This is a genomic window from Bacteroidales bacterium, from assembly GCA_035299085.1.
Lineage (GTDB): Bacteria > Bacteroidota > Bacteroidia > Bacteroidales > UBA10428 > UBA5072.
In genome coordinates, this window is the sequence record DATGXG010000061.1 from 33497 (window position 1) to 55524 (window position 22028).

Below are 22028 nucleotides of genomic sequence, written 5' to 3' on the forward strand. Positions count from 1 at the left end.
ACACAAAAATGGAGTTTGATAAAACCAAAAAAATAGGAATATTCAGGGCGCTTCAACTGGGCGACCTGCTTTGCTCCATCCCGGCAATAAGGGCGTTAAAGAGCGCTGCGCCCTCCGCATCAATTTACCTGATCGGATTGCCTGGAATGAGAATTATCACTGAACGATTCAGTCATTATTTCAATGGTTTTATTCCCTTTCCCGGCTACCCCGGGTTGCCCGAACAGTCTTACAATGTGAATGCAATTGCTGAATTTATTCTGGCCATGCAAAATGAAAAGTTTGACCTGATCCTGCAGATGCAGGGAAACGGCACAAAAGTGAATCAACTCATCGAGCTTTTGGGTGCCAGGTATTGCGGCGGATTTTACACTTCCTCCGATTACAAACCACCCGGTGATCTCTTTTTACCATACCCTGATTATGGCCATGAAACCGAGAGGCACCTGGCACTGATGCACCACATAGGAGTACCCGACGGATCCGTTGAAATGGAGTTTCCTTTGAGAGAGGAGGATCTGCTGGCTTATGATCAGTTGCACCTGGCCGATAAAAAATACGTTTGCATACACCCCGGATCAAGGGGATCATGGAGACAATGGCCGCGTGAGAATTTTGCCCGCATGGCCGATCTTTGCATAGATAATGGCTTAAACGCAGTGATTACGGGAACACCTGAGGAAACATCCATAGTGGAGGAGGTTGCTGCAAAAATGAAACACAAGCCGGTTATTGCAGCCGGTAAAACAAACCTGGGATCAATGGGTGTGATGCTTAAAAGATCTTCGGGATTGGTTTCAAATTGTACGGGTGTTTCCCATATGGCGGCCGCACTCAAAGTACCCGGGATCATAGTTTCAATGGACGGCGAACCCCAAAGGTGGGCTCCCCTGGATAAGGATTTGTTCTATACAATAAACTGGCTTGATGATCCTGATTATTCAAAGACTGAATCAGCGTTGATTACGCTCATACGTAACGGCAGTTTCAGCCAGGGATACGGAAGCTAAAAGTGATTTCATCGCTTCAAGGATCTCATCGGTTGCCGGAACCGGATATTGTTGTTCATAAACCAGGTCATTCACATACCGGATCACCTCATTTTTACTTTCCATTTCCCTGGGAACGCTGTATTCAAGAACCCTGTTCGGCGTCTTCCAGGGAGTATGCTGTGGATTGGTGCGGGCATACAGCACTATAACCGGTGTCCTGAACCCGGCTGCAATGTGCACGGGTCCTGTATTCACCGAAACAAGTAACGAACACTGGCGGATAAGTGCCCCTGACTCGGGAACGGTCAATAAACCGGCGACCGATTCGGCTTTCTTCCCTGATTCATCCGCTATTGAAGTTGCCAGATTGATATCCTGCCGTGATCCTGTGATCAGAATGGGTAAATCAAAGTATGCAGAAGTTTCCCGCACCAAATCGACCCATTTTTCAACCGGAAATGTTCTTTTAGGTTCACTCACACCGGGATGAAAAAGAAAGAACGGGCCTTTCAGCTTAATGCCTTTGAAAAAAAGCTTCCGGCGCATTCTTTCCCTGTGCTCCTTTTTCAGGGAAAGGGAAATATCTTCATGCTGACACCGTGCACCGATGCTTTCAACCAGGGCTATATCTCTTTTAACCTGGTGGCGGATCCATATGTATGGCTCCTTGTCGGGAATCCAGTTTGTAAGCAGGTCGTAAGGATTTTCACGGCAGTACGCCAGCCTGAGCCTTATTCCGCTCATCCAGGCCAACATGGCGGCTGGCAGCGAACTCTGGCTGTATACGGTGAAAATGATACACCCGTCAAACCCACGATTTTTTATTTTATCGGCAAGTCCGGTCAGTTTTTCAGGACTGACCACTTTTTCTTTTTTTAACCAGGGAAGATCGGCCGTAATGGTCTCATCAATGAAAGGGATCATTTCAACTGCAGGGGCTGCCGCATCGGAAGTAAGCAGGGATACTGAACATCTGAAAGTATCTTTAACAGCACGGATCGCAGGAACCGACATAATGAGATCGCCCATGTTATCAGCCCGGATTACCAGTATTTTTTTGCATTCAGACCAGCTGTTCATTTATCAGGATTTATTGAGTATGTATTCGGCTGCCTCTTGCAGGCTTGAAGCGATAAATTCGGGTGTCCTGAAAACTCCGTCCTTCCATTCGGTTTCATTCCCGTTATCAATGAGCACTGTATGACACCCGGCCCTGTTTCCCGCTTCGATATCATTTAATATATCCCCGATCATCCAGGATTCGGTGAGGTTAAGCTTAAATTCCCGTGCAGCCTGAAGAATCAGGCCGGGCGAAGGTTTTCTGCAAAGACAATGACTGTTTTCTTTATGCGGGCAATACAAAAATCCGGTCAGGTCAGCGCTGCTTTTCTTAAACATGCCCGAGATCTTGTTTTTTACACCATCAAGGGCTTCTTCTTTAAAATATCCGAGAGCTATGCCCGGTTGATTGGTGATGATGAAATAGAGATAATTGCGTGCAGATAACAAGGTCAGTCCCTCAGATGCATAATCATTCAGTATTATCTTTTCGGGATCGGTGTTATAGGGAATATCCCTGATCAGGGTACCGTCCTTATCCAGAAAAACCGCTCTTTGCCTCATGATCAGGCTGATTTGTGGATACTTTGAATTTTCTGATCAGACACCGGAAAGAGGTGTTTGCGTTTACTGAAAAGCAAGGAATTATAAATATCCTGCAATTTCAGCACCACCTTTTCCCATGTAAAAAGATCATTGGCCCTGCGGATACCGGCTGTTCCCATTGCAAAGCGTTTAGCCGGATTAAGAATCAACACTTTTACTTTTTCAGCAAGTGCATTTGGGTTTTTAGGCGGTACAAGAAGTCCGGTAACGCCATCCAAAACCGTATATTTAATACCTCCGACTTCAGAACCGATCACGGGAGTGCCGCAGGCCATTGATTCCACAGGAGTGATGCCGAACGGTTCATACCAGGGAGTGGAAACAAATACATCGGCCGCAGAATAATAATAACTGAGTTCCTCATGGTTATGAGGTCCCATGAAATCTACCTTACCTGTAACGTTTTCCTCATCAGCAATTCTTTTAAGACGTTTTAATTCTGCAACACTTGGACCATTTTCGGCATCGCGATCACCGCCCACAACCAGCAGTTTTAAATCGGGCATATCATGAAGATAGCTGAGTGACCTGATTACAGTATCAATTCCCTTACGGGGAACAACTCTTCCGAGCTGAAGCATAATGTGAGTATCTTCAGGGATTTTGAGATACCGGCGTGCTTCTTTTTTGTTTACGGGATGGAATTCATCGGGATTAAAACCGCAGGGAATGATGCTAATATTTTTTGCAGGAGCCTGGTATAATTTTTTCTGGTCTTCTGCATCCTGCGGACATTCTGCAATGATCCTGTCGGCATACTGCATAATTGTTTTTTCAATTGCACTGCGTTCCCTGGGGAATTTATCCGCTTCCTTCTGGTATAGCGAGCGCACAAGGCCAAGGGCATGAAAGGTAATGACAAAAGGAATTTCCAGCCTCATCTTTACCTGCATCGCAACCATACCCGACATCCAGAAATTGGCGTGAACCAGTTCATAGGTTATTTTGTATGACCTGATAAACCGGATCATATTTGAGCTGAATTCCTTCATAAAGGGCATCAGTTCTTCCTTCGGAATGAATTTTTCAGGGCCGGCATGGATGTGAATAACCCTGATGCCGTTGTGCAATTTCACTATTTCTGGTAAAGCTGTATCATCTTTCCGGGTAAAAATATCTATTTCAAATCCGTGTTTCGAAAGTTCAAGAGCTGTTTCATTAACATATATGTTTTGTCCGCCGCTGTCTACGCCCCCGGCAAGAGCCAGTGGCGAGGCATGCTCGCTGATAAACGCTATTTTTAGTTTCATACTTACTGGTTTGGTTTACATATTCTTTTCCATAACATTGCTTTTTTGCATCACTTCGCTGAACAAGCTTTCCCATTCACCTGTAAACCTTGAAATATCAAACATCTGCATGGCTGTTAACCGCGCAGCATCTCCTATCCGTTTTGCTTCCGCCCTGCGGTCAAGCAGGAATTTCATCTTTTCGATCAGGTAATCTGTATTCGTATGAATAAAACCATTGACTCCGTTTTGTAAAGCGACTGACATTTCTGTGGTAGCCATTCCCACTACGGGCATACCCTGCATCATAGCCTCACATACAGCAAGGCCCAGACTGGTATATCGAATAGGATTAAAAAAGAAACGGTATTTGCTGATAAAGGCCGGAAGCTGCGGGTGAAGCACCTCGTAACCGCCAAGCGGTTCGGCGCCCAATCCGACAAGGTCAAGCGGAACCTTTTTTCTCACTTTGTTAAATATGTCTAGTCCCAAAAGACGCCCTCGGGTGGGCAGGTTATTGATAACCACAATGCCTTTCTGTATTTCGCCCGACCACAAATGTCCCATGTCAGAGACACCATGGCTGATGACGTAACTGCTGCTGTTCCCGTTATCCCACATGAGGTGGTTGAAATGTGTGACATGCACTACGGTGACTTCGGGGTCAACCACAACAAGCCGGGCGTTAACAGGATGTGCAATTGGGGGATCGTGCTTAAGAAATATTCTTGGAAGCTTGCGCTGTTCGGGCGAAAGAATGTCGTACTGGTCGACAAGGTAATTCCGGTCAGTCTGGTAAAGGACTACATCAAAATGGTGAGTTTTGACTTCCTCTGCGGGAACTTCGATTACATTGGGACCGAAGGGGAAAGTAAGGCCACGGCCGTAATATCCTTCGTCCCGTTTTTCATTAACCGGGATGTAAATTTCGTAATTACCCAGGGAAAGATAATAGAGATAACTCCCATGGATATGCCATGTAAAAATCTTCTTGCGCATAACAGCATTGCCTTTAACGATGTGATCCAATAATTTAGGAACAGGACTTTCTTGAAAAGGTTTATCAGAAGCGGTTCTATCTGCTCAACTTTAACATTTGGGCTGGCACCAAGTATCCAGTATCAAGCTTTTAATTGCCCCGTGCCTTCAGGCCGGGGTATATTATCCTATGATCACCGTCATGTCAATGGCTTTAGCCATCTCCGGTTAACAGGTGTTTTAGACGGGATGTTTATATGTATCTCCTCCGCATCCAGTATCCGGCATCTTTCTCAAATAATATTTTGATCATAAGACTATTTTGAATATTTTTGCCGTCCATTGAAGCAATTTCTTTTGGCCCTATAGTTCAATGGATAGAACGGAGGTTTCCTAAACCTTAAATCCAGGTTCGATTCCTGGTGGGGCTACTAAGCAATGAGTAATCGGTAATCATTGATCTGTAATCGGTAATCCGAAATGCTTCTTTAATCGTAAATCGTAAATCGTAAATCGTAAATTTTCTCTTAGGGTTTTAGGTAGCCGTTTTCCCTGAACCATTGCATGGCATCTTTAATGGCTGTTTCAACCGGAGTCTGTGGCATGTTTAATTCATGTACAGCCTTTAATCCCGTATAATAATTACCTGTGCGCAGGATTTCTGCATTAATTGAATTCAGGTCGGAACGTATACCTGCATAAGAAATTAGATTTCCAATATCTCCCAATAATGAAAGGAACCAGCCTGGCAACAGAATTTTAAGTGATTTTTGACCCGTTGTTTTTTTAAGTTTCTCAAAGAATTCTGAATAGGTCAGATTTTCATTGGCCAGTAAATAGCACGATCCTGATTTACCATTTTGTATTGCATTGCAGATTGCTATTGATGCATCACCGACATGAATAAAGTTCTTTCCTCCCGGGGGAATAAATACAAATCTTCTCCCGTACATCATCAGCAGAATCCTTCCGGAACTTGGTTTTGTGTCATATGGCCCGATCATGAACGTGGGATTGACAACTACTGTATTCAGCTTTGCGGTCAGCCCGTAATCCTGCACAAGCTCCTGCGCTTTCATCTTGCTTATCGCATAGGGAGCATGCGAAAAAGGATATTTCACCGGATTCGTTTCATTACCCGGATTTTTCCGGGTTCCATGACCAAGGGTGTTTGCCGTACTTATAAAAATAAACCTTTTGATATGGTGCTTCCCTGAAGCCTCAAGAAGATTTAAAGTCGCCTGGTAATTTGTCTGCATCAGGGGCTCAAAACTCCTGTAGTGCTGTGAGGTATCGGCTGCCGCATGTATAACCACATCACAACCTGTCACGGCGTCTTCAGCATCAATCATATTTACCATATTCCCCCGGAACAGCTCATAGTCCGCCCCGTTCAAAGCAGATAAATCAGCCGTCGCACGTACCAGGGCCCGTACCTGATGTCCTCTTTTATTAAGCTCCCTGATTACATTGGAAGCGAGGAACCCGTTTGCTCCGGTTACCAGGATCTTCATGAATTGAAAGTTAGGGATTTTTCAAACAACAAATCACAAAAAAGTAACCACAAGCTCAACGGACATATGATTTCGTTTGATTATTTACCACAAAAAGCATGACTGAGCTTGTCGAAGGCATGCTTGTTATTGTTTAATATCGCGGTGGCTGAGCTTGCCGAAGCCATGCGAACACTGAACACCAATTTGCGATTTAAGAAGTTTTGCCAATCACAACAACGTTATCGATCCGAAACTGGCATAAATTTTTAGTTTCGGCAGGGATGGCGACGGAACATAATTCAACATCCACTTTTCCTGGTCCTGCTTCGGATTATAATTGGTTGTAAACAGGCTGGCATTTGTTGTATAACATTCCTTTGCCATGGTGAGGGGACAATGCGATCCTTCAAACTCTAAAACATTCGGTTTGCAATTCTTATTGTTAACCAGGATTTCAGTTGCATGGCTATTAATCGTCAGGTTGAAAGGCTTTTCTCCGGAAATCATTTTAAAACTCCCTGATTCACATTCAACCGATAATTTTCCGGAAACATTGTCCATTGTAATACCAGCATACCGGGTTTTGAGCGAACCACGCACATTTGAGTTTGTTGCAGCAAAATCCCCGACCTGGATGGAGAGATTCAAAATACCATTGTAATTCGTTACAGCCAGGTCACAGTATTGGAGACCGCCAGCTAATACTCCTGATATTTCGTTCACCGTAACCCTGCCAAATTTATTATTAACAGTAATGTTAGCCCAGGATGGCACATGGATCACATATCCGCATGTCAATGTACTTTTAATTTCCTGTGGCTCATTATCAGGAATAACCGTCTTGTTATTGAGAAATATGTTTCCCCTGCTGCTTATGAGATTATACACAATACGATCCAGATCTTTCCGGGCAACGGATTCCTCTTTATTTTTTGCGCTCATTGTAAATTCAACGGAAACTTCAGACCGGTCCCATTTTTGAATGCTAATTATGCCCCGTTCCGCCTGAATGATGATCTGACCATGAGTATTGTATTTAAATGTTTTTTCAGATTTCCGGGTAACCGTTTTATAGGTTTCCTGGGCCGGCAGGTTATAAAAGCCGGCAGCGAATAGTATAAGTAGTAAAATTTTTGCCATGGCCTTTAATTATCGGTTATTCTGACCTCTGATGATCACAATACCGGCTCGCATACCAATCACAGGGACAAAATGATTCCTGGTGAGGATTGTGTATCCGGGCCATTCTCCATTTGGCGCCCTGAAAACAGGATATTCCTGAACCTCATATTTCAAACCGCCAAATAAATCGATATATCCGATTTTTCCCAGGGTCTTCTGGATCCCGATTTCGGTGCTCAGACCGTATTTTTTTAGCAATATGACTTTTCCCGCATGGTTCGTATTATACAGGTCAGTTACATTAATCCTGTAGTCTTTATAGAACAGGTCTCCAAACGCTGCAAGGGCTGCATAGGTTCCTGATAACGAATTGGTGATTGCAGGATAATATCGTAACTGTTCCTGAATTTTGATCGTGGGAAAATAATTGGCATCATAGTCAAAAAAAGTATTGTTATCACGAAATGCTTCCATTTCTTCCAAACCTGCTCCAATATAGGTGTCTAAGGACCAGTTATGAGATAAAAAACGCTCATAACCAATATTGGTATGTAAAATTCCTAAATCAGCTAGATTAAATTTCCAGACCGATCTGGCTTCGGTTCTTTGTTTATTCAGTGTAAGCATTTTTCCGAGATCAAACCCTGCCCTGATTCCTAATGTGGGTGTCAGATGCCACGAGCGATCGAGAACTGAATTGCTGTAACGGTCCATTGGCAATTCATAAACTGAAGTTTCCTGGTTGCCGCCTAAAAACCGGAGGCCAACATAGATATCAAAATAAGCACTCTGACCGATCTGTCGTTGCATGCCATACCTTAAACCTGTTCCATAAAAAAATCTTTTATCCACAAGCATTGCACCCGTGACATCTGGTTTTGGCTGATAATCTTCACCGCTGAAAACTTCAAGAGCCACGTAATTACCCGAAAAACCGTTTATGTTCTGTCCATATTTTTCACGCTTTTTGAAATTGTAGTAATACTTTAATTGCTGATCGACTTCCCATTCAAATTTCATGGGGAAGAAGCCATCTTTCCAGGGGAGTCCGAATTTTACAAAAGTTTCTTCCGACCAGTTTTTACCCATTTTGTGTTCATAGGAAATGGCAGGCATCAAAACACCGGAACCGGCCAGATCCAGTTTCCATAAAGACTTAATGGGTTTTTCCTTTTCAGCAAGGAATTGTTGATAGAGCCTGTCGTATTTTACATCTGTTGTGTCAATCAACTTTTTTGATAACGGAATGGAATCCTGCTGTGCATTTAAGGCCAGGGAAGCAACAATGAATGCGAAACTGATTTTAATGTGCAATGATGTCATATAAGGTTAATTAGGATTGGATGAGCATTTTTACCATTTTCTTTTCTATTTCAACCCGTGTGTTCTCGAGTCTCAGAAAATATTTCATAAGTTGGGGATCATCCGGCTTCATGTATTTTTCAAGCTCGTTAATTTCAATCTTCACATCACCGAGCTGCTTTTCAAGGTCAATGAAAGCAGGACTTTTGCAGACATCCGGGTTATTCTCACAAAGGGCAGGATCATAAACCGGACTGGTGATCTGAACGGTTTCTGATCCCTGCGATTCCATTGCCTCTCGGGATTTTATAATGCCATACAGGGCCAGGGCAGACACCACGATTACAACCGCCGCAGCCGCCAGTATTTGCATGCGTTTTACAGTGAGAAAGCGTTTCGGATTCTTATCCAGTTCTTTTTCAATTTTTTCCCAAACTGTACCAGGTGCTTTGAATGAAGGTAACTTATTTTTCAATGAAGATTCACAGTCAAGCTGTGCTTCAATCCGCTCCCATAAAGCCGGATCAGGCATTTTGAATGCCGGCAGTTCCTTAATTGCCTTCTTCACTATGTGTTTTTTATCCTTCATCTGTCGTCTTTAAACTCCTGTAAATAGTGCTGGAGAATTACTTTTGCCCTTGATAGCTGTGATTTTGAAGTACCTTCAGAAATATTCAGCATGGTTGCTGTTTCCTTGTGAGAATACCCTTCCACCTCGATTAAAATGAATACCGACCGGTAACCGGGACTCAGCAAAGAAATGGCCTTGTCAAGAAGCTCCCCGGTAAGGTTTTCATCCCATCCCGCCGACTCGGAAAGGTCACCTGATTGTTCCAACTCTGTCGCGGTGTCCGGAGTATACCGAAACTCTTTCCTCTGAATTCTTAATGAGCAACGGATTATGATTGTTCTGATCCAGGTTCCAAGCGACGATTCAAACCTGTAATTTGAAATACCCCTGAAAACCTCTATAAACCCTTCCTGTAGCGCATCGGCTGCCAGTGCTTCATTCCTCAGGATCCGGAAAGCCACGGTATACATGGCATCTTTGTACTTTTCAAAGAGCATTTTCTGCCAATACCGGTCCCCTTGCAGGCATCCCTGTACCAAACTTTTATCATTCCCCTGTTTGTGAAACGGCATTTGACTGAAATTCATCTTATAGTGTAAAGAAAGTAAAAAAAGGTTGCATGTATGCTGGATACTGGATACTGGATGCCGGATGCCGGAAATCTGCCCGCACAGGCATGGCGTTGAAAAGAGCGATACTGGATGCTGGATGCTGGATGAAAACCAATACCGACCCGAATACTGATTTACGATTTAAGAAGTCTTGCCAGACTCAATATTTGATTAAATTTATATGTTCTCAGCCGATAATTTTCACCCATTTTCATTTTATGAAACCACATTCAACTCAGAACCGCATGATCTCCCTTGATTTTCTCAGGGGACTCACCATTGCTTTTATGATTCTTGTAAATAACCCGGGAAGCGAGGAACAAAAATTCTACCTCCTCGGACATGCCCCATGGCACGGCATTACAATTGCCGATTTCGTGTTCCCGTTCTTCGTTTTTATCATGGGCATTTCAATTACGTTGTCCCTTTCAAAGCTGAAGGACTCCAGACCAAATCAAACCCTTTATTTCCGGATTGCTAAACGCACTTTCCTGTTATTCGGAATCGGCATATTGCTGAATCTCCTGCTGATCCCTTATCTGGGCGGATTACGTATAGCCGGTGTTCTGCAACGAATTGCAATAGTTTACCTGGCTTGCAGCATTCTTTACATTAAGACAGGCTGGAAAACTCAAACAGCCATCGCAGCTGTTATTCTTATTGGCTACTGGCTTGTGATGACGCTTGTTCCTGTACCTGAAACCGGAAAGCCTTCGCTGGAACCGGTCAATAACCTGGCCTCATGGTTCGACAGAAAATACCTCCCCGGGATACTGTGGGATAAAGTTCATGATCCTGAAGGGATTCTCAGTACTTTTCCGGCAATAGTTACCGGAATGCTCGGAATGCTTACGGGTACCTTCATGAGAAAATTTGAAAAACTAAGCGGTGCCGTTCGCAAATTACCGATTTTAGGAATATCACTGCTTTTAGCCGGTATTGCCTGGTCATTCGTATTCCCGGTTAACAAAAATCTGTGGACAAGCTCCTTTGTGCTTGTAACCGCAGGTTCAGCCCTGCTTGTTTTCGCACTTTGTATTTGGGTAATCGATATAATGAAAAGAGACAAACTGGTTTTCCCTTTTGTCGTTTTTGGCTCAAATGCCATAGCAGCCTATATCATATCATTCCTGTTCCTGGGACTGGTCACCCCTGCATTTTTTGCCGGTAAATCACTGGTGCAGGTTTGCTGGGATGCCATGGTTTCAGTCGGGATATCCCCTGAATTCAGCTCGCTGATCTGGGCGCTGATGTATGTGGGTTTGTGTTATATCCCTGTTTATGTGTTGTACAGGAAGAAGATATTTGTGAAATTATAAATAACACCTATTCTACCCTCGCCGGGTAGGCCTTGCCGTAATTGATATCACGGCGGGTTACAATGATGTTCTTCACCACCATGTTTCGCCTGAAAGTGCTGTCGGTATTTGAATAGTTGGCTATATAACCACGGATGTTCGTATAAGAACTGTCAATTACGCGGCGGACAGCCTCGTAATTGCGGTTTTCACCCGTACGATTGGTAAACCTGATTTCCTGGAAATTCAGCTTCCTGCCTTCAGCACTGGTATCACTTTTATACAAATAAACACTCATCCTGGGATCAACCGACATATCATCGTCCAGCAGCTTCACATCGGCAGAAACGGTATATATTCCCGGTCCGCTTATCGGCACGTCAATAGCGATGCGGTCAGGTCCGTTTTTGGGGAACACATAAGTAGTATCATTTTTATACAACGTTTCGGTTCCGGCAATCTCGATCTGCTTTTCGGTATCGATAATATCCTGTTCCATGCGCTTCAGCTTTGCTGTAACCGCATTGTAAATTTTCTGAAATTTTTCAGGCCTGGCTCCGTAATAAATCAGGGTGGAATCAAACATGGCACGGGTTATATGGTGCTTTTCAAATACCGAACCGTACAATGTGGCCGAATCAACCCTGTATTTCAGATCCATATCACGCCTGTACTGAACTCCAATCGATTCAGCAATGTGCAGGTCAACCAGCACCGAAATAAATTGCTTTTCAGGTAAAATGAAAGCTTTATGGTTGTGCCGGCATGAAACCGAAAGCAGCAGGATTATCACTATTCCTGCTGCCCGGTAACCTGATAAAAATATTTTTTTCTGCATCAGTCTTTAATATCGTTGAACCGGTATCCGAGCATAATCTCATGGGATCCAAAGTTATGCGCTCCCAATGGATTTAACACGAGATCATAGGAATATCCTATATAAATTTTCCGGTCGTAAATATAGCCTATCATTATGGATAATGCTTCCTGTGTGCGGTAAGAAAGTCCGGCCCAGTACATGTTTTTATACCATACCCGGCAATTCACATCAAGCTGAAACGGTGCAGGCCATACTTTTTTAAGAACAATTCCGGGCTCCACCGCCCATTCGCGATTTACATAATATTTGTAACCGCCCACAAGGTAAATATGTGGTTTTAACCGGCTGCTGCTGTCACGGCTTGTTGAAGAATACAGGTTGATCTTGTTATTCAACACATGCCTGAAAACCAATCCTACATTGTATGTTGATGACCAGAAATAAAAACCTACATTGGCATCCGGAATGTAATAGCTTTCCTTTGAATTGACCACAGGATCAGCATCATCGTACATATCGATTTTTGAAAAGTCGATTTTATACTGCATGATTCCCACGCTCAAACCGGCAGAAACGTTCATTTCCTCATTAATGTTATATTGGTAAGCATAAGAACCGTGAATGGTTCCGGTACTTACAGGCCCACAGACATCATAATAGATTGTTCCGCCCCATCCCATGGGATATTTGACCATCGGGCCATATACGCTGATTGAATTGGTGATCGGCGCATCGGAAAGGCCAACCCATTGAAAACGGTTGGAGGATGTTACCTGGAAATACTTGTTGGTTCCCGCTATCGCAGGGTTCAGAACAAAAGGATTGGTCATGAACATGGTCGATAACGGATCCTGCTGCGCAAGCAATGAAAAACCTGCGACAACGGATAGGCATATTAGGCTGACAATTCGTTTCATCCTCTTATCTTAAAATGGTTACTGTTCCGGTATAGGGTTCTGTTTTACCGTCTTTTACATCAATGATATAATAGTAGGCCCCGATGGGCAATAATTTACCGTTGCGGGAACCGTCCCATTCCACACTGTATCCTTTCGATTCAAATACAAGTTCACCCCAGCGGTTGAACACTCTCACCTTTATCCTTTCGCCATACTGCCAGGCATTTTCAATTCTCCATGTCTGGTTGTAGGCATCTCCGTTGGGACTGAACCCGGTGTATATTTTGATTTTCCTGGCAATGACAACTTTTACCATATCGGTTTCAACGCAACCTTTGTCGGTTGTGCCGAATACGGTATAGAAAATCGTTGACCCGGGCGAGAGCACAACAGCCTGCGCATCAGGATCACTCAGGCCGGTAGCAGGATCCCAATGATAGGATGCAAATCCCGGGGTGGCTGCCAGTGTCGCTGTTTCTCCTTCAAGCAGGTACAATGAATCGCCCACACTGGCCTGTTCGCCAGAAGGATCATAGATATCCATTCCGATCCGTTCATGAACATCAATAACTACGGTATCTTTATCGTAACAGCCATTGTCATATACCGTGTAGATGAACGGCGTACGGGTCTGAACGGTGGCAATAGGACTGATCAGTGTATTATCATCAAGCAGATTTGCCGGTTCCCATTTCACGCTGTCGGCAATGGGCGAACCAAACAACTGGTATTCCGTTCCCGGGCAGATGGTATCATCCTCGCCGGCATAGGCATTGGCCTGGTTAAGCCCGACTACAGTGAAATCAAATTCACCGCTGTTACAGCCGTTTGTGTCGGAAACGACAAGCTTGTAATTTCCTGCTTCAATACCTGACAGGTCTTCCGATGTGCCGCCGTTGCTCCATTCATAAGTGTACTCGCCTGATCCGCCCGTTACGGTGACATCAATGGCACCGTCGGTTGTCACGGCCGAGCACGATGCATCGGTAATAGCTGCAGTGGCCACTATTTCAGAAGGTTCACCGATCACAATGGTGCTTAAGAAAAGCCGGCCTTCGCTGTCTTCAATTTTTACATCATATGATCCCGCTGTCTGTCCTGTAAACGAGAAAGCTCCGCTGTTAATCACAAGGGTATCGGTAAATGAACCGGTAAGTGTATAAGGCCCGGTTCCGTCAATCAGGGCAAGGAAGAAACTGCCATCGGCAAGACCGTAGCATGAAACATCGTGCTTTGTAACATCCACGTTCAGGATTTCAACACTCAGGTTGACATCCTGTGCGAATGTACATCCGAGCGAATCGGTGACAAGCACGTGGTAAATACCGGCAGCGAGATTGGTGAATTTGCCGCTGTCCTGAACCGTAGTACCATTATCAATCGAATACTCATAAGGCGCAACTCCTCCGCTGGCTGTGAGTGTGATGCTTCCCGGATCGGTTCCGATAACCGGAACAATGTCAATATCCACAATAAGCTCTTCATGCTGATAAATGGTTATTGTGGAATCGAGCGAACAGCCGTTAAGATCAGTTGCCCTGATGGTATAGGTTCCGGCTGCTAAATTCAGGAATACACCTGAATCGGCAACCGATGATGCGTTGTCACCCGGAATGAGTGTATAAACGATTCCTTCGTTACCTCCGCTTGCTTTGGCCCTTATAATTCCATCGGATGAACCGTAGCAGAGCAGCGTATCGGTATGCTGAACATCGTCAAACGTAATGGCCGGAGGGGCACTCACCTCAACAGTGGCAACCGATGTACAACCCAGGGCATCGGTAACAAGAACCGAATAGGTGCCCGGACCGAGCATTACATCGTTTTCATCCGGCAGTGAAACAGGTCCTGTCCATACATAGGTAAAAGGTGCGACGCCACCCGAAACGGTTACAATGGCATGGGCATCGTTTGAATTGAAACAGGTTGTCATTAACCGGATGGGTACTACATACGAGGTGGGATGTAATTCGGTGTTAATTGGGTTCTGTATACCTGTTGCAATATTTCCTGAATTATAGGATACAACAGCAGTATCACCCTGGGCATCCAGGTCAATGAATGTGAGAGTGGCCGATGTGAGCAATCCGTCAGCCGGGTCACCGTTGGCATTCTCGGCATCGTAAATGCGGACCTGCCATGCGCCGTTCGAAGGATCCATGCCGTTAAGCACACTCCAGTCGCCGGTGGCGGCAAAAGTGCCTGTAATATTGTTTGAAGCCACACAGTAGTTGATTGTATCCGCGGGATCAGCCTTCGTCGTGAATTGAACATTCACACTGACCGGATGATTGGGAACACAGAAATCACCCGGGCCTTTCAGCAATACTTCCGTTCCGTCAGGAGCAACCAGTGCGAATCCAAGATCGTGTTTAAGGAAATGATTCGTTATTTTAACGCCTACTTCAATCGAAGTGGTGGCTGTATTGATCATAAATGGAGCCGGAGTTCCGATGGTGGCAACCAGGCTATTTACATCCAGTCTTACAAGGTCGGAATACGACGAGCCGCAATCACCATTTACAAGTACCCTGTAATAACCGGTATCGGCATAATCAACCGGGTCAATCGAAAGTGTAGTGGTTGTGGATCCTGAAATACGCGAATCATTGGCCACATCAATCCATGATCCGTAATACAGGTGCTGCCACTGGTAGGTTATAGATCCTGAACCGATTGCAGCCACTGTAAACTGAACAGCAGCGTCCTTACAAACGATAGTGTCAGAATTGATAATATCTGCCACAGTGCCCTGGTAAACAAGCAACACTGCCGGGTTGCTGGTGATCGTATCACACATGCCATATACTTTGACATCATATGTTGCCGCATCGGCAAGTGAAATGGAAGTTAGGTCAAGAGTAGCGGTGGTCCGACCGGGCATATTAACCCCGTCTTTCCTCCATTGGTACGTGAGATTTGTGCCGGTTGCCGTTACAGTAAAAGTAACATCACTTCCTTCACAAAGATCCTGGTCGACCGGCTGGCTGGTTATTACAGGGTTCTGGGCCACTGTAAGAGCCACGGCATTGCTTGTTGCATCTCCGCAGGAGTTTGAGATCACTACGTCATAATTACCGGCATCGGCAGCATCAATTGCTGTGATAACTAATGTTGAATTGGTTTCAGCGGGGAAAATCGGGTTACCGTTCTTTCTCCACAGGTAGGTCAGGTTAGCGCCAGTGGCTGTAACCCTGAATGTTACATTGGTACCTGCACACTGTGTAACTGCCACGGGTTGCAAAGTGATTGCCGGGGCATTGTTGACAGTAAGTGCTGCATTGTTTGATATCACTGTTCCGCAGGTTCCGGTTACTGTAACCGAGTAGTTGGCTGCATCACCGGCGGCTATTGAAGCAATTGTGTAAATACTTCCGTTGGCACCGGTTATATTGGTTCCGTTTTTCTTCCACTGGTAGGTCAGGTTCAGTCCGTCAGCAGTTACACTGAATGTAACCGGGTTACCTGCACATTCGGTTACCGGTGCCGGCTGAATGGTTATAGCCGTGGCCGGATTGAGGGCAAGGGTCACTGTACCGGAAGTGATTGCGGGTCCGCAATCTCCGGTTACAACCACATCATAATTTCCTGCATCGCCGGCTGCTATCGAAGCGATCGAATAAGTCCGGTTTGTTGCCCCGGCAATGTTGGTACCATTTTTCCTCCACTGGTATTTCAGGTTTACACCTGCCGCAGTGACTGTAAAAGTGGCTGTGGTACCGGCACACTGCAATACCGATGTGGGTTGCTGCGTGATCGATGTGGCAGGGTTAACCGTAAGGGCAACCGCATTTGAAGTTACGTTGGCACCGCAGTTTCCGGATACCACAACGGAATAGTTTCCGGCATCACCTGCTGCAATGCCGTTGATTGTATAGGAGCTTGCATTGGCTCCGGGGATGGCCGTTCCGTTTTTACGCCACTGGTATCCGAGACCGGTTCCGGTGGCCGTTACAGTGAACGTGGCATTTGTGCCTTCGCACTGGGTTATCGGCTGTGGCTGAACAGAAATGGCAGTTAAAGGATTGACGGTGAGCGTTGCGTTACCCGAAGTAACTGCAGCTCCGCATCCTCCTGTTACCACAACCGAATAATCGGCTGCGTCTCCTGCTGCAATGCTTGCAATGGTATATGTTGAAGAGGTTGCCCCTGGTATGGCGGTTCCGTTTTTTCTCCACTGGTAAGTGAGGTTAACACCCGTTGCAGTGACCGAGAAGCTTGCACTGGTTCCGGCGCATTGAGTTAATGATACAGGTTGAACTGAAATGGATGTAGCCGGGTTGACAGTGAGAGCCGCATTACCCGAAGTCACATTGGCGCCGCAATCGCCTGATACCACAACCGAATAGTTACCGGCGTCGCCGGCGGCAATGCCTGTAATGGTATATGAATTTGAGTTGGCACCGGGAATGGCTGTTCCGTTCTTCCTCCACTGGTAAACAAGGTTCGTACCGGTAGCCGTAACGGTGAATGTGGCATTTGTACCAACGCACTGGGTTACAGGTTGAGGCTGAACTGATATGGCTGTTGCGGGATTCACAGTGAGCGCCACTGAATTGGAAGTCACGCTTCCGCCGCAGGTGCCCGTCACCGTAACTGAATAGTTTCCTGCATCACCTGCTGCAATACTGGCTATTGTATAAGATGCCGATGTGGCACCTGTTATATTGGTTCCGTTCTTTTTCCATTGATAGGTAAGGTTTGTACCCACTGCCGTTACTGTGAATGTGACACTTGTTCCGGCACACTGGGTAACCGGGTTAGGCTGACCTGTGATGGCAGTAAGCGGATTAACGGTTAAGGCTGCATTGGCTGAAGTTACATTAGCTCCGCAATCACCCGATACAACTACCGAATAGTTGGCTGCATCACCTGCAGCAATGCTTGCAATGGTATACGAACTGCTGTTGGCTCCCGGAATGGCCGTTCCATTTTTCCTCCACTGGTATACAAGGTTTGTACCGGTGGCTGTAACGGTGAATGTGGCACTTGTACCTGCACACCCCGTAACTGCCTGGGGTTGAACAGAAATTGCGGTAGCGGGATTCACAGTGAGAGCTGCATTATTTGAAGTCAGGGTTCCGCAATCTCCTGTAACAACAACCGAATAATTCCCGGCGTCTCCGGCCACGGTTGCGACTATTGTGTAAGTAATGCCATTGGCACCGGTTATGTTAGTACCGTTTTTCCTCCACTGGTAAGTAAGGTTCGAACCTGTGGCCGAAACCGTAAATGTTGCCCCTGAACCGGCACACACTGTAACCGGTGAAGGCTGTACTGAAATTACAGTCGCCGGGTTTACGGTTAATAATGCATTTGATGAAGTTACACTTCCACAATCGCCTGAAACGACAACCGAATAGTTACCGGCATCACCTGCTGCCACACTGGCTATTGTATATGAGCTGGAGGTTGCACCGCCGATCGCAGTCCCGTTCTTCCTCCACTGGTAAGTAAGGTTGGTGCCTGTTGCTGTAACGGTGAAAGTGGCACCTGTTCCGGCGCACCGTGTAAGAGCCTGTGGCTGTGTGCTTATAACTGTAGCAGCATTTACAACGAGGGCTGCATTGTTGGATGTTACAGTACCGCAATCTCCGGTTATAACCACCGAATAATTTCCTGCATCACCCGCAACCGTAGTAACGATGGTGTAAGTACTGCTGTTGGCCGCTGTGATGTTGGTACCGTTCTTTCTCCACTGGTAGGTCAGGTTTGAACCGGTTGCCGCAACGGTGAAGGTTGCTCCTGCGCCTGCGCATACGGTTACAGGAGTTGGCTGTGTTGATATTGACGTTACCGGGTTCACGGTGAGCAGGGCATTGGAAGAAGTTACACTTCCGCCGCAATCACCTGAAACGATCACCGAATAGTTGCCGGCATCACCTGCCGCCACACTGGCGATCGTATAAGAGCCTGAGGTGGCACCGCCGATGGCTGTCCCGTTCTTTCTCCACTGGTAAGTAAGGTTGGTACCTGTGGCTGTTACACTGAAGGTTACACTTGTTCCGGCACATTTCGTTTGAGCCTGGGGTTGTGTGCTGATCGCCGTGTTTGCATTTACAACAAGGGCTGCATTGTTTGATGTGGCTGTTCCGCAGTCACCGGTTACCACAACCGAATAGTTTCCGGCGTCTCCGGCAGCAATGTTGTTGATCGTATAGGAACTTGAATTGGCCCCTGTTATGTTGGTGCCGTTCTTTCTCCACTGGTAGGTCAGGTTTGTCCCGTTTGCCGAAACAGTGAACGTCACATTGGTTCCGGCACACTGTGTTGCAGAAGCCGGCTGGGCGGTTATAGCGGTCACTGTTTTGAGTGCGGCAGTTATTGTATTTGAAGTGGCAGGGTTACCTGTAGTACAGCGGATATCGGATGTAAGGATCACTTTCACCTGGTCACCGGCTGCCAGTGCGGCATTGGTGTAAGTAGCCTGGTTGGCTCCCACATTGGCACCATTCAGTGTCCACTGGTAAGCGGGTGCTGTACCTCCGTTAACCGGCGTGGCTGTGAACTGAACGCTCGTAGCGGGACATATGCTTCCTGACGGATTGGCTGTGATACTCACACTCACGGGCACAGTAGGGGTAGTTCCTACAACTACGTTGGCTCCGCTTTTCTTACAGCCTTTCTTGTCCATAGCCCAGGGCTGATAGGTTCCGGCTGCCAGGTTGCTGAAAAGGCCTGAAGCCTGGTATCCGCTTGCACCGCCGGTTGTAATTGAAAATTTATAGGGATTTACTCCTCCTGATGCAGTAATCTGTATCGATCCGTTTGTCTGTCCCGAGCAGGTGGTGGTGGCCACTGCATTGTCGAAATTGAATACGGGCGGTATACTGTCGGTGAATCCTTCGAAGAAATATTCGACGGCATTGGCGGGACCGCAGCCTTTCGAATCATTCACAACAACCTGGTACCTTCCCTGTGCCAGGTTGGTGGCTGTCTGGCCTGTCTGGCCGATAGGCACCCAGCTGGAACCCGACCTGATGCTCCAGGTGTAGCTATATGGCGGTGTTCCGCCCGATACAACAGCCTGCAACACTCCGTCGGAACCTTCATTACAGGTAAGGCCTTTATTGATCACAATGTCTGAAACAGTGAGTTGTGTGGGCTCGGTAAGCACAAGGGCCCCGTTAAGCGTGCGTGTACAGGTTGTAAAGCTCTGATCACGCATGACCACGTTATAGGTTCCGGGGGCAAGGGCAGTATAGCTGCCTGAACTTGACCAGGGAGTGGTTCCCGTGATGGTATACTGGTAACCGGATCCTGATCCTCCGGTAGGATTTGTAATGGTTATGGTTCCGTTGTTCGAGTGCCAGCAGGTGGAATTTGCTGAGGTCAGCGTAGCGTTCATCTGCGCATTCTGGGTGATCTGCAGGGCAGCATTCAGCACTTTAATGCAACCGGGATTATTCCGGTCACGGATCTGCACATTGTAATTTCCCGCAGGCAGGCCGGTATAATTTCCGGTCGTCTGCCAGCTGCTTCCCCCGTTGATCGAGTAATCGAATACACCGGAACCGCCGGCGGGACTGCTGATTGTAATAGTTCCCGTTGAAGAGCCGAAACAGTTTACATTGGTCTTGCCCACTGTGGCTGAAAGGGCTACCTTATCGGTGAAACTGGTAAGCAATGAACCGATATACATTTCTGTTACATTGTCCCTTACATAGAATACAAGCAGATCGTCAGAAGGAAGGCCTGTAAACGTATATTCCGTGCTGGTTGTGGGGCCAACAGAGTCACTCTGCGTCGGGTTCGTAAGGTTCAGATAAACGTACCAGTATGTGGATGCTCCGCCTGTGCGGGTCATTTTCATGGTTGCGTCGTCAGCACCGTGGCAGGTGATTTCAGTGCGTGTAAAAGTCACTGATTGTGCCTGAAGTGCCAGGGATCCGGAAACGACGAAGGCAAAGAACAGGCATAAATAGTTTAATCGCATAGCCATGGGAAATGTATTATAAGTTCATGGATTCACTGATGATAACCGATTGACCTCTCTGCTCGCCCGAGCCGTCTTCAATTTTAATGAAATACGTTCCGGGTTTCACGCCTTCGAAGGTATAACTGCGCTTTTTCGTGCGGTCGGATTTAAAAAGTACTTTGCTGTTTACCGGGTGGTTGGTTGTCAGATAATACACGAAATCGGGAGAGCCTGATTGCACCGTAACGGTGATGTCGGCTTTCACACCCGAATTGTCGGTTGTGTATTTCACCTGGTACGTAAACTGCATATCCTGGCAGAATGTAAAAGCAGCCGGAAATAACATCAGAAACAGCACTACTGCTATCTTTTTCATAGGGTTACATTTTTATCTCAATATTTACGCACAACTGGCGCAGTGTTAGTTTTACGAGAATTCCCGGTAATTGTTTCGTAATGTAAAAATGCCCCCTCCCCCTGATTACAAGGAAATTTCGTGAATCGAAATTAAATGTAAGGTTAAAATCAAGGCATTAAAATTCAAGGTTTTAACAAACGCTTTTTGAGACAATAACTCTCAGATTGTAAAAAGCTGTGGATTAATGAAATAGAAAAACGAAGGAAAGGGATTGTTTGTTAATAAGTTGTGAAGCTCTTCCTTTCTTTGTCCTGTCACAAAGAAAGGAACAAAGAAAAGACCAGACAAAACGACTTCCAGCGCTCTCTGCTGCAAGGCAGGAATTTCTAACAAACGGTCGCAAGCTCGTTTCTAAGAAATTCCAGCCTTGCAGCATTCACAGCCACGCCGGCTCCCCGTTTTGTCCCGGCAACCGCACGGTGCTTCGATTATTGCTGTGGTTTAAATAAAAAGCTGTGAGATGGTCAAATTGACTATCCGCTTCAATTAACTTAGTGATTACGCCTAATGACCGCTATGTCCGCCTCTGAAAAAACGCGTTAAAAAAATTAATTCACGAAGCGTTAAGAAAGAAAAGCTGTCTGAGTCCGATTCCTGCGGACGAGTTCTTTTCTTTTAGCGTAGTGAATTAATTTTTAGCGATTTTTTCAGCAGCGGCGGCATTTTTTGCTTACTTTTTTTTGCTGCAGAAAAAAAGTAAGTCAGGGCT

General features: G+C 46.0%; 15 protein-coding genes and 1 tRNA gene. 3 read left to right on the top strand and 13 right to left on the bottom strand.

What is annotated here, in order from left to right; translation table 11 throughout:
• The first annotated feature begins 8 nt into the window (after positions 1 to 8).
• Complete coding sequence (locus VK179_20470; protein ID HLO61137.1) at positions 9 to 1010, top strand: glycosyltransferase family 9 protein; 1002 nt, start codon at positions 9 to 11, stop codon at positions 1008 to 1010.
• Here VK179_20470 and VK179_20475 read toward each other — a convergent pair.
• Genes VK179_20475 through VK179_20490 form a run of 4 tightly spaced genes read right to left on the bottom strand, consistent with a single transcriptional unit; the run spans position 954 to position 4885 of the window.
• Positions 954 to 2072, bottom strand: coding sequence for a glycosyltransferase family 9 protein (locus tag VK179_20475; protein HLO61138.1), 1119 nt, complete (start codon positions 2070 to 2072; stop codon positions 954 to 956). The two genes, VK179_20470 and VK179_20475, sit on opposite strands and share 57 nt — an antisense overlap.
• A 3-nt stretch (positions 2073 to 2075) precedes the next feature.
• Positions 2076 to 2615, bottom strand: a complete 540-nt coding sequence (locus VK179_20480; GenBank protein HLO61139.1) for an HAD family hydrolase — start codon at positions 2613 to 2615, stop codon at positions 2076 to 2078.
• Between the two features lie 2 nt (positions 2616 to 2617).
• Positions 2618 to 3907, bottom strand: a complete 1290-nt coding sequence (locus tag VK179_20485) for a glycosyltransferase family 1 protein (GenBank protein ID HLO61140.1) — start codon at positions 3905 to 3907, stop codon at positions 2618 to 2620.
• A 15-nt stretch (positions 3908 to 3922) separates the two neighbouring features.
• Positions 3923 to 4885, bottom strand: coding sequence for a glycosyltransferase (locus tag VK179_20490; GenBank protein HLO61141.1), 963 nt, complete (start codon positions 4883 to 4885; stop codon positions 3923 to 3925).
• 338 nt (positions 4886 to 5223) lie between these two features.
• On the opposite strand from VK179_20490, the gene VK179_20495 reads away from it, so the two are divergent.
• Positions 5224 to 5295 (top strand) — tRNA-Arg (locus VK179_20495).
• A 96-nt stretch (positions 5296 to 5391) separates the two neighbouring features.
• On the opposite strand, the gene VK179_20500 is transcribed toward VK179_20495, so the two are convergent.
• The 5 genes from VK179_20500 to VK179_20520 form a co-directional block, all read right to left on the bottom strand.
• On the bottom strand, positions 5392 to 6378 hold the full coding sequence (locus tag VK179_20500; GenBank protein HLO61142.1) for an NAD-dependent epimerase/dehydratase family protein: 987 nt from the start codon (positions 6376 to 6378) through the stop codon (positions 5392 to 5394).
• 210 nt (positions 6379 to 6588) lie between these two features.
• On the bottom strand, positions 6589 to 7500 hold the full coding sequence (locus VK179_20505; GenBank protein ID HLO61143.1) for a hypothetical protein: 912 nt from the start codon (positions 7498 to 7500) through the stop codon (positions 6589 to 6591).
• Positions 7501 to 7509: 9 nt separating this feature from the next.
• Positions 7510 to 8805 (bottom strand): hypothetical protein, encoded by a 1296-nt coding sequence (locus VK179_20510; protein ID HLO61144.1) that lies wholly within the window; start codon positions 8803 to 8805, stop codon positions 7510 to 7512.
• A gap of 10 nt (positions 8806 to 8815) precedes the next feature.
• Positions 8816 to 9373 (bottom strand): hypothetical protein, encoded by a 558-nt coding sequence (locus tag VK179_20515; GenBank protein HLO61145.1) that lies wholly within the window; start codon positions 9371 to 9373, stop codon positions 8816 to 8818.
• Complete coding sequence (locus VK179_20520) at positions 9370 to 9927, bottom strand: RNA polymerase sigma factor (protein HLO61146.1); 558 nt, start codon at positions 9925 to 9927, stop codon at positions 9370 to 9372. Before VK179_20520 ends, VK179_20515 begins: the two co-directional genes overlap by 4 nt.
• 47 nt (positions 9928 to 9974) lie before the next feature.
• Between VK179_20520 and VK179_20525 the strand changes: the two genes are divergently transcribed.
• On the top strand, positions 9975 to 11285 hold the full coding sequence (locus VK179_20525) for a DUF5009 domain-containing protein (GenBank protein HLO61147.1): 1311 nt from the start codon (positions 9975 to 9977) through the stop codon (positions 11283 to 11285).
• A 7-nt stretch (positions 11286 to 11292) separates the two neighbouring features.
• Here the strand turns inward: VK179_20525 and VK179_20530 are convergent, their stop codons facing one another.
• Genes VK179_20530 through VK179_20545 form a run of 4 tightly spaced genes read right to left on the bottom strand, consistent with a single transcriptional unit; the run spans position 11293 to position 21277 of the window.
• The gene (locus VK179_20530; protein ID HLO61148.1) at positions 11293 to 12102 is read right to left on the bottom strand and encodes a DUF4296 domain-containing protein; all 810 of its coding nucleotides are present in this window, start codon (positions 12100 to 12102) and stop codon (positions 11293 to 11295) included.
• Positions 12102 to 13001, bottom strand: coding sequence for a type IX secretion system membrane protein PorP/SprF (locus VK179_20535; GenBank protein HLO61149.1), 900 nt, complete (start codon positions 12999 to 13001; stop codon positions 12102 to 12104). Before VK179_20535 ends, VK179_20530 begins: the two co-directional genes overlap by 1 nt.
• 4 nt (positions 13002 to 13005) lie before the next feature.
• Positions 13006 to 20925: an immunoglobulin domain-containing protein gene (locus tag VK179_20540; protein ID HLO61150.1), complete on the bottom strand. Its 7920-nt coding sequence runs from the start codon at positions 20923 to 20925 to the stop codon at positions 13006 to 13008.
• 10 nt (positions 20926 to 20935) lie between these two features.
• The gene (locus VK179_20545; protein ID HLO61151.1) at positions 20936 to 21277 is read right to left on the bottom strand and encodes a hypothetical protein; all 342 of its coding nucleotides are present in this window, start codon (positions 21275 to 21277) and stop codon (positions 20936 to 20938) included.
• Positions 21278 to 22028: the final 751 nt, after the last annotated feature.

Coding starts and splice junctions, on each gene's coding strand:
- VK179_20470 (HLO61137.1), top strand. CDS start 9: ATGGAGTTTGATAAAACCAAAAAAATAGGAATATTCAGGGCGCTTCAA.
- VK179_20475 (HLO61138.1), bottom strand. CDS start 2,072: ATGAACAGCTGGTCTGAATGCAAAAAAATACTGGTAATCCGGGCTGAT.
- VK179_20480 (HLO61139.1), bottom strand. CDS start 2,615: ATGAGGCAAAGAGCGGTTTTTCTGGATAAGGACGGTACCCTGATCAGG.
- VK179_20485 (HLO61140.1), bottom strand. CDS start 3,907: ATGAAACTAAAAATAGCGTTTATCAGCGAGCATGCCTCGCCACTGGCT.
- VK179_20490 (HLO61141.1), bottom strand. CDS start 4,885: ATGCGCAAGAAGATTTTTACATGGCATATCCATGGGAGTTATCTCTAT.
- VK179_20500 (HLO61142.1), bottom strand. CDS start 6,378: ATGAAGATCCTGGTAACCGGAGCAAACGGGTTCCTCGCTTCCAATGTA.
- VK179_20505 (HLO61143.1), bottom strand. CDS start 7,500: ATGGCAAAAATTTTACTACTTATACTATTCGCTGCCGGCTTTTATAAC.
- VK179_20510 (HLO61144.1), bottom strand. CDS start 8,805: ATGACATCATTGCACATTAAAATCAGTTTCGCATTCATTGTTGCTTCC.
- VK179_20515 (HLO61145.1), bottom strand. CDS start 9,373: ATGAAGGATAAAAAACACATAGTGAAGAAGGCAATTAAGGAACTGCCG.
- VK179_20520 (HLO61146.1), bottom strand. CDS start 9,927: ATGCCGTTTCACAAACAGGGGAATGATAAAAGTTTGGTACAGGGATGC.
- VK179_20525 (HLO61147.1), top strand. CDS start 9,975: ATGTATGCTGGATACTGGATACTGGATGCCGGATGCCGGAAATCTGCC.
- VK179_20530 (HLO61148.1), bottom strand. CDS start 12,102: ATGCAGAAAAAAATATTTTTATCAGGTTACCGGGCAGCAGGAATAGTG.
- VK179_20535 (HLO61149.1), bottom strand. CDS start 13,001: ATGAAACGAATTGTCAGCCTAATATGCCTATCCGTTGTCGCAGGTTTT.
- VK179_20540 (HLO61150.1), bottom strand. CDS start 20,925: ATGGCTATGCGATTAAACTATTTATGCCTGTTCTTTGCCTTCGTCGTT.
- VK179_20545 (HLO61151.1), bottom strand. CDS start 21,277: ATGAAAAAGATAGCAGTAGTGCTGTTTCTGATGTTATTTCCGGCTGCT.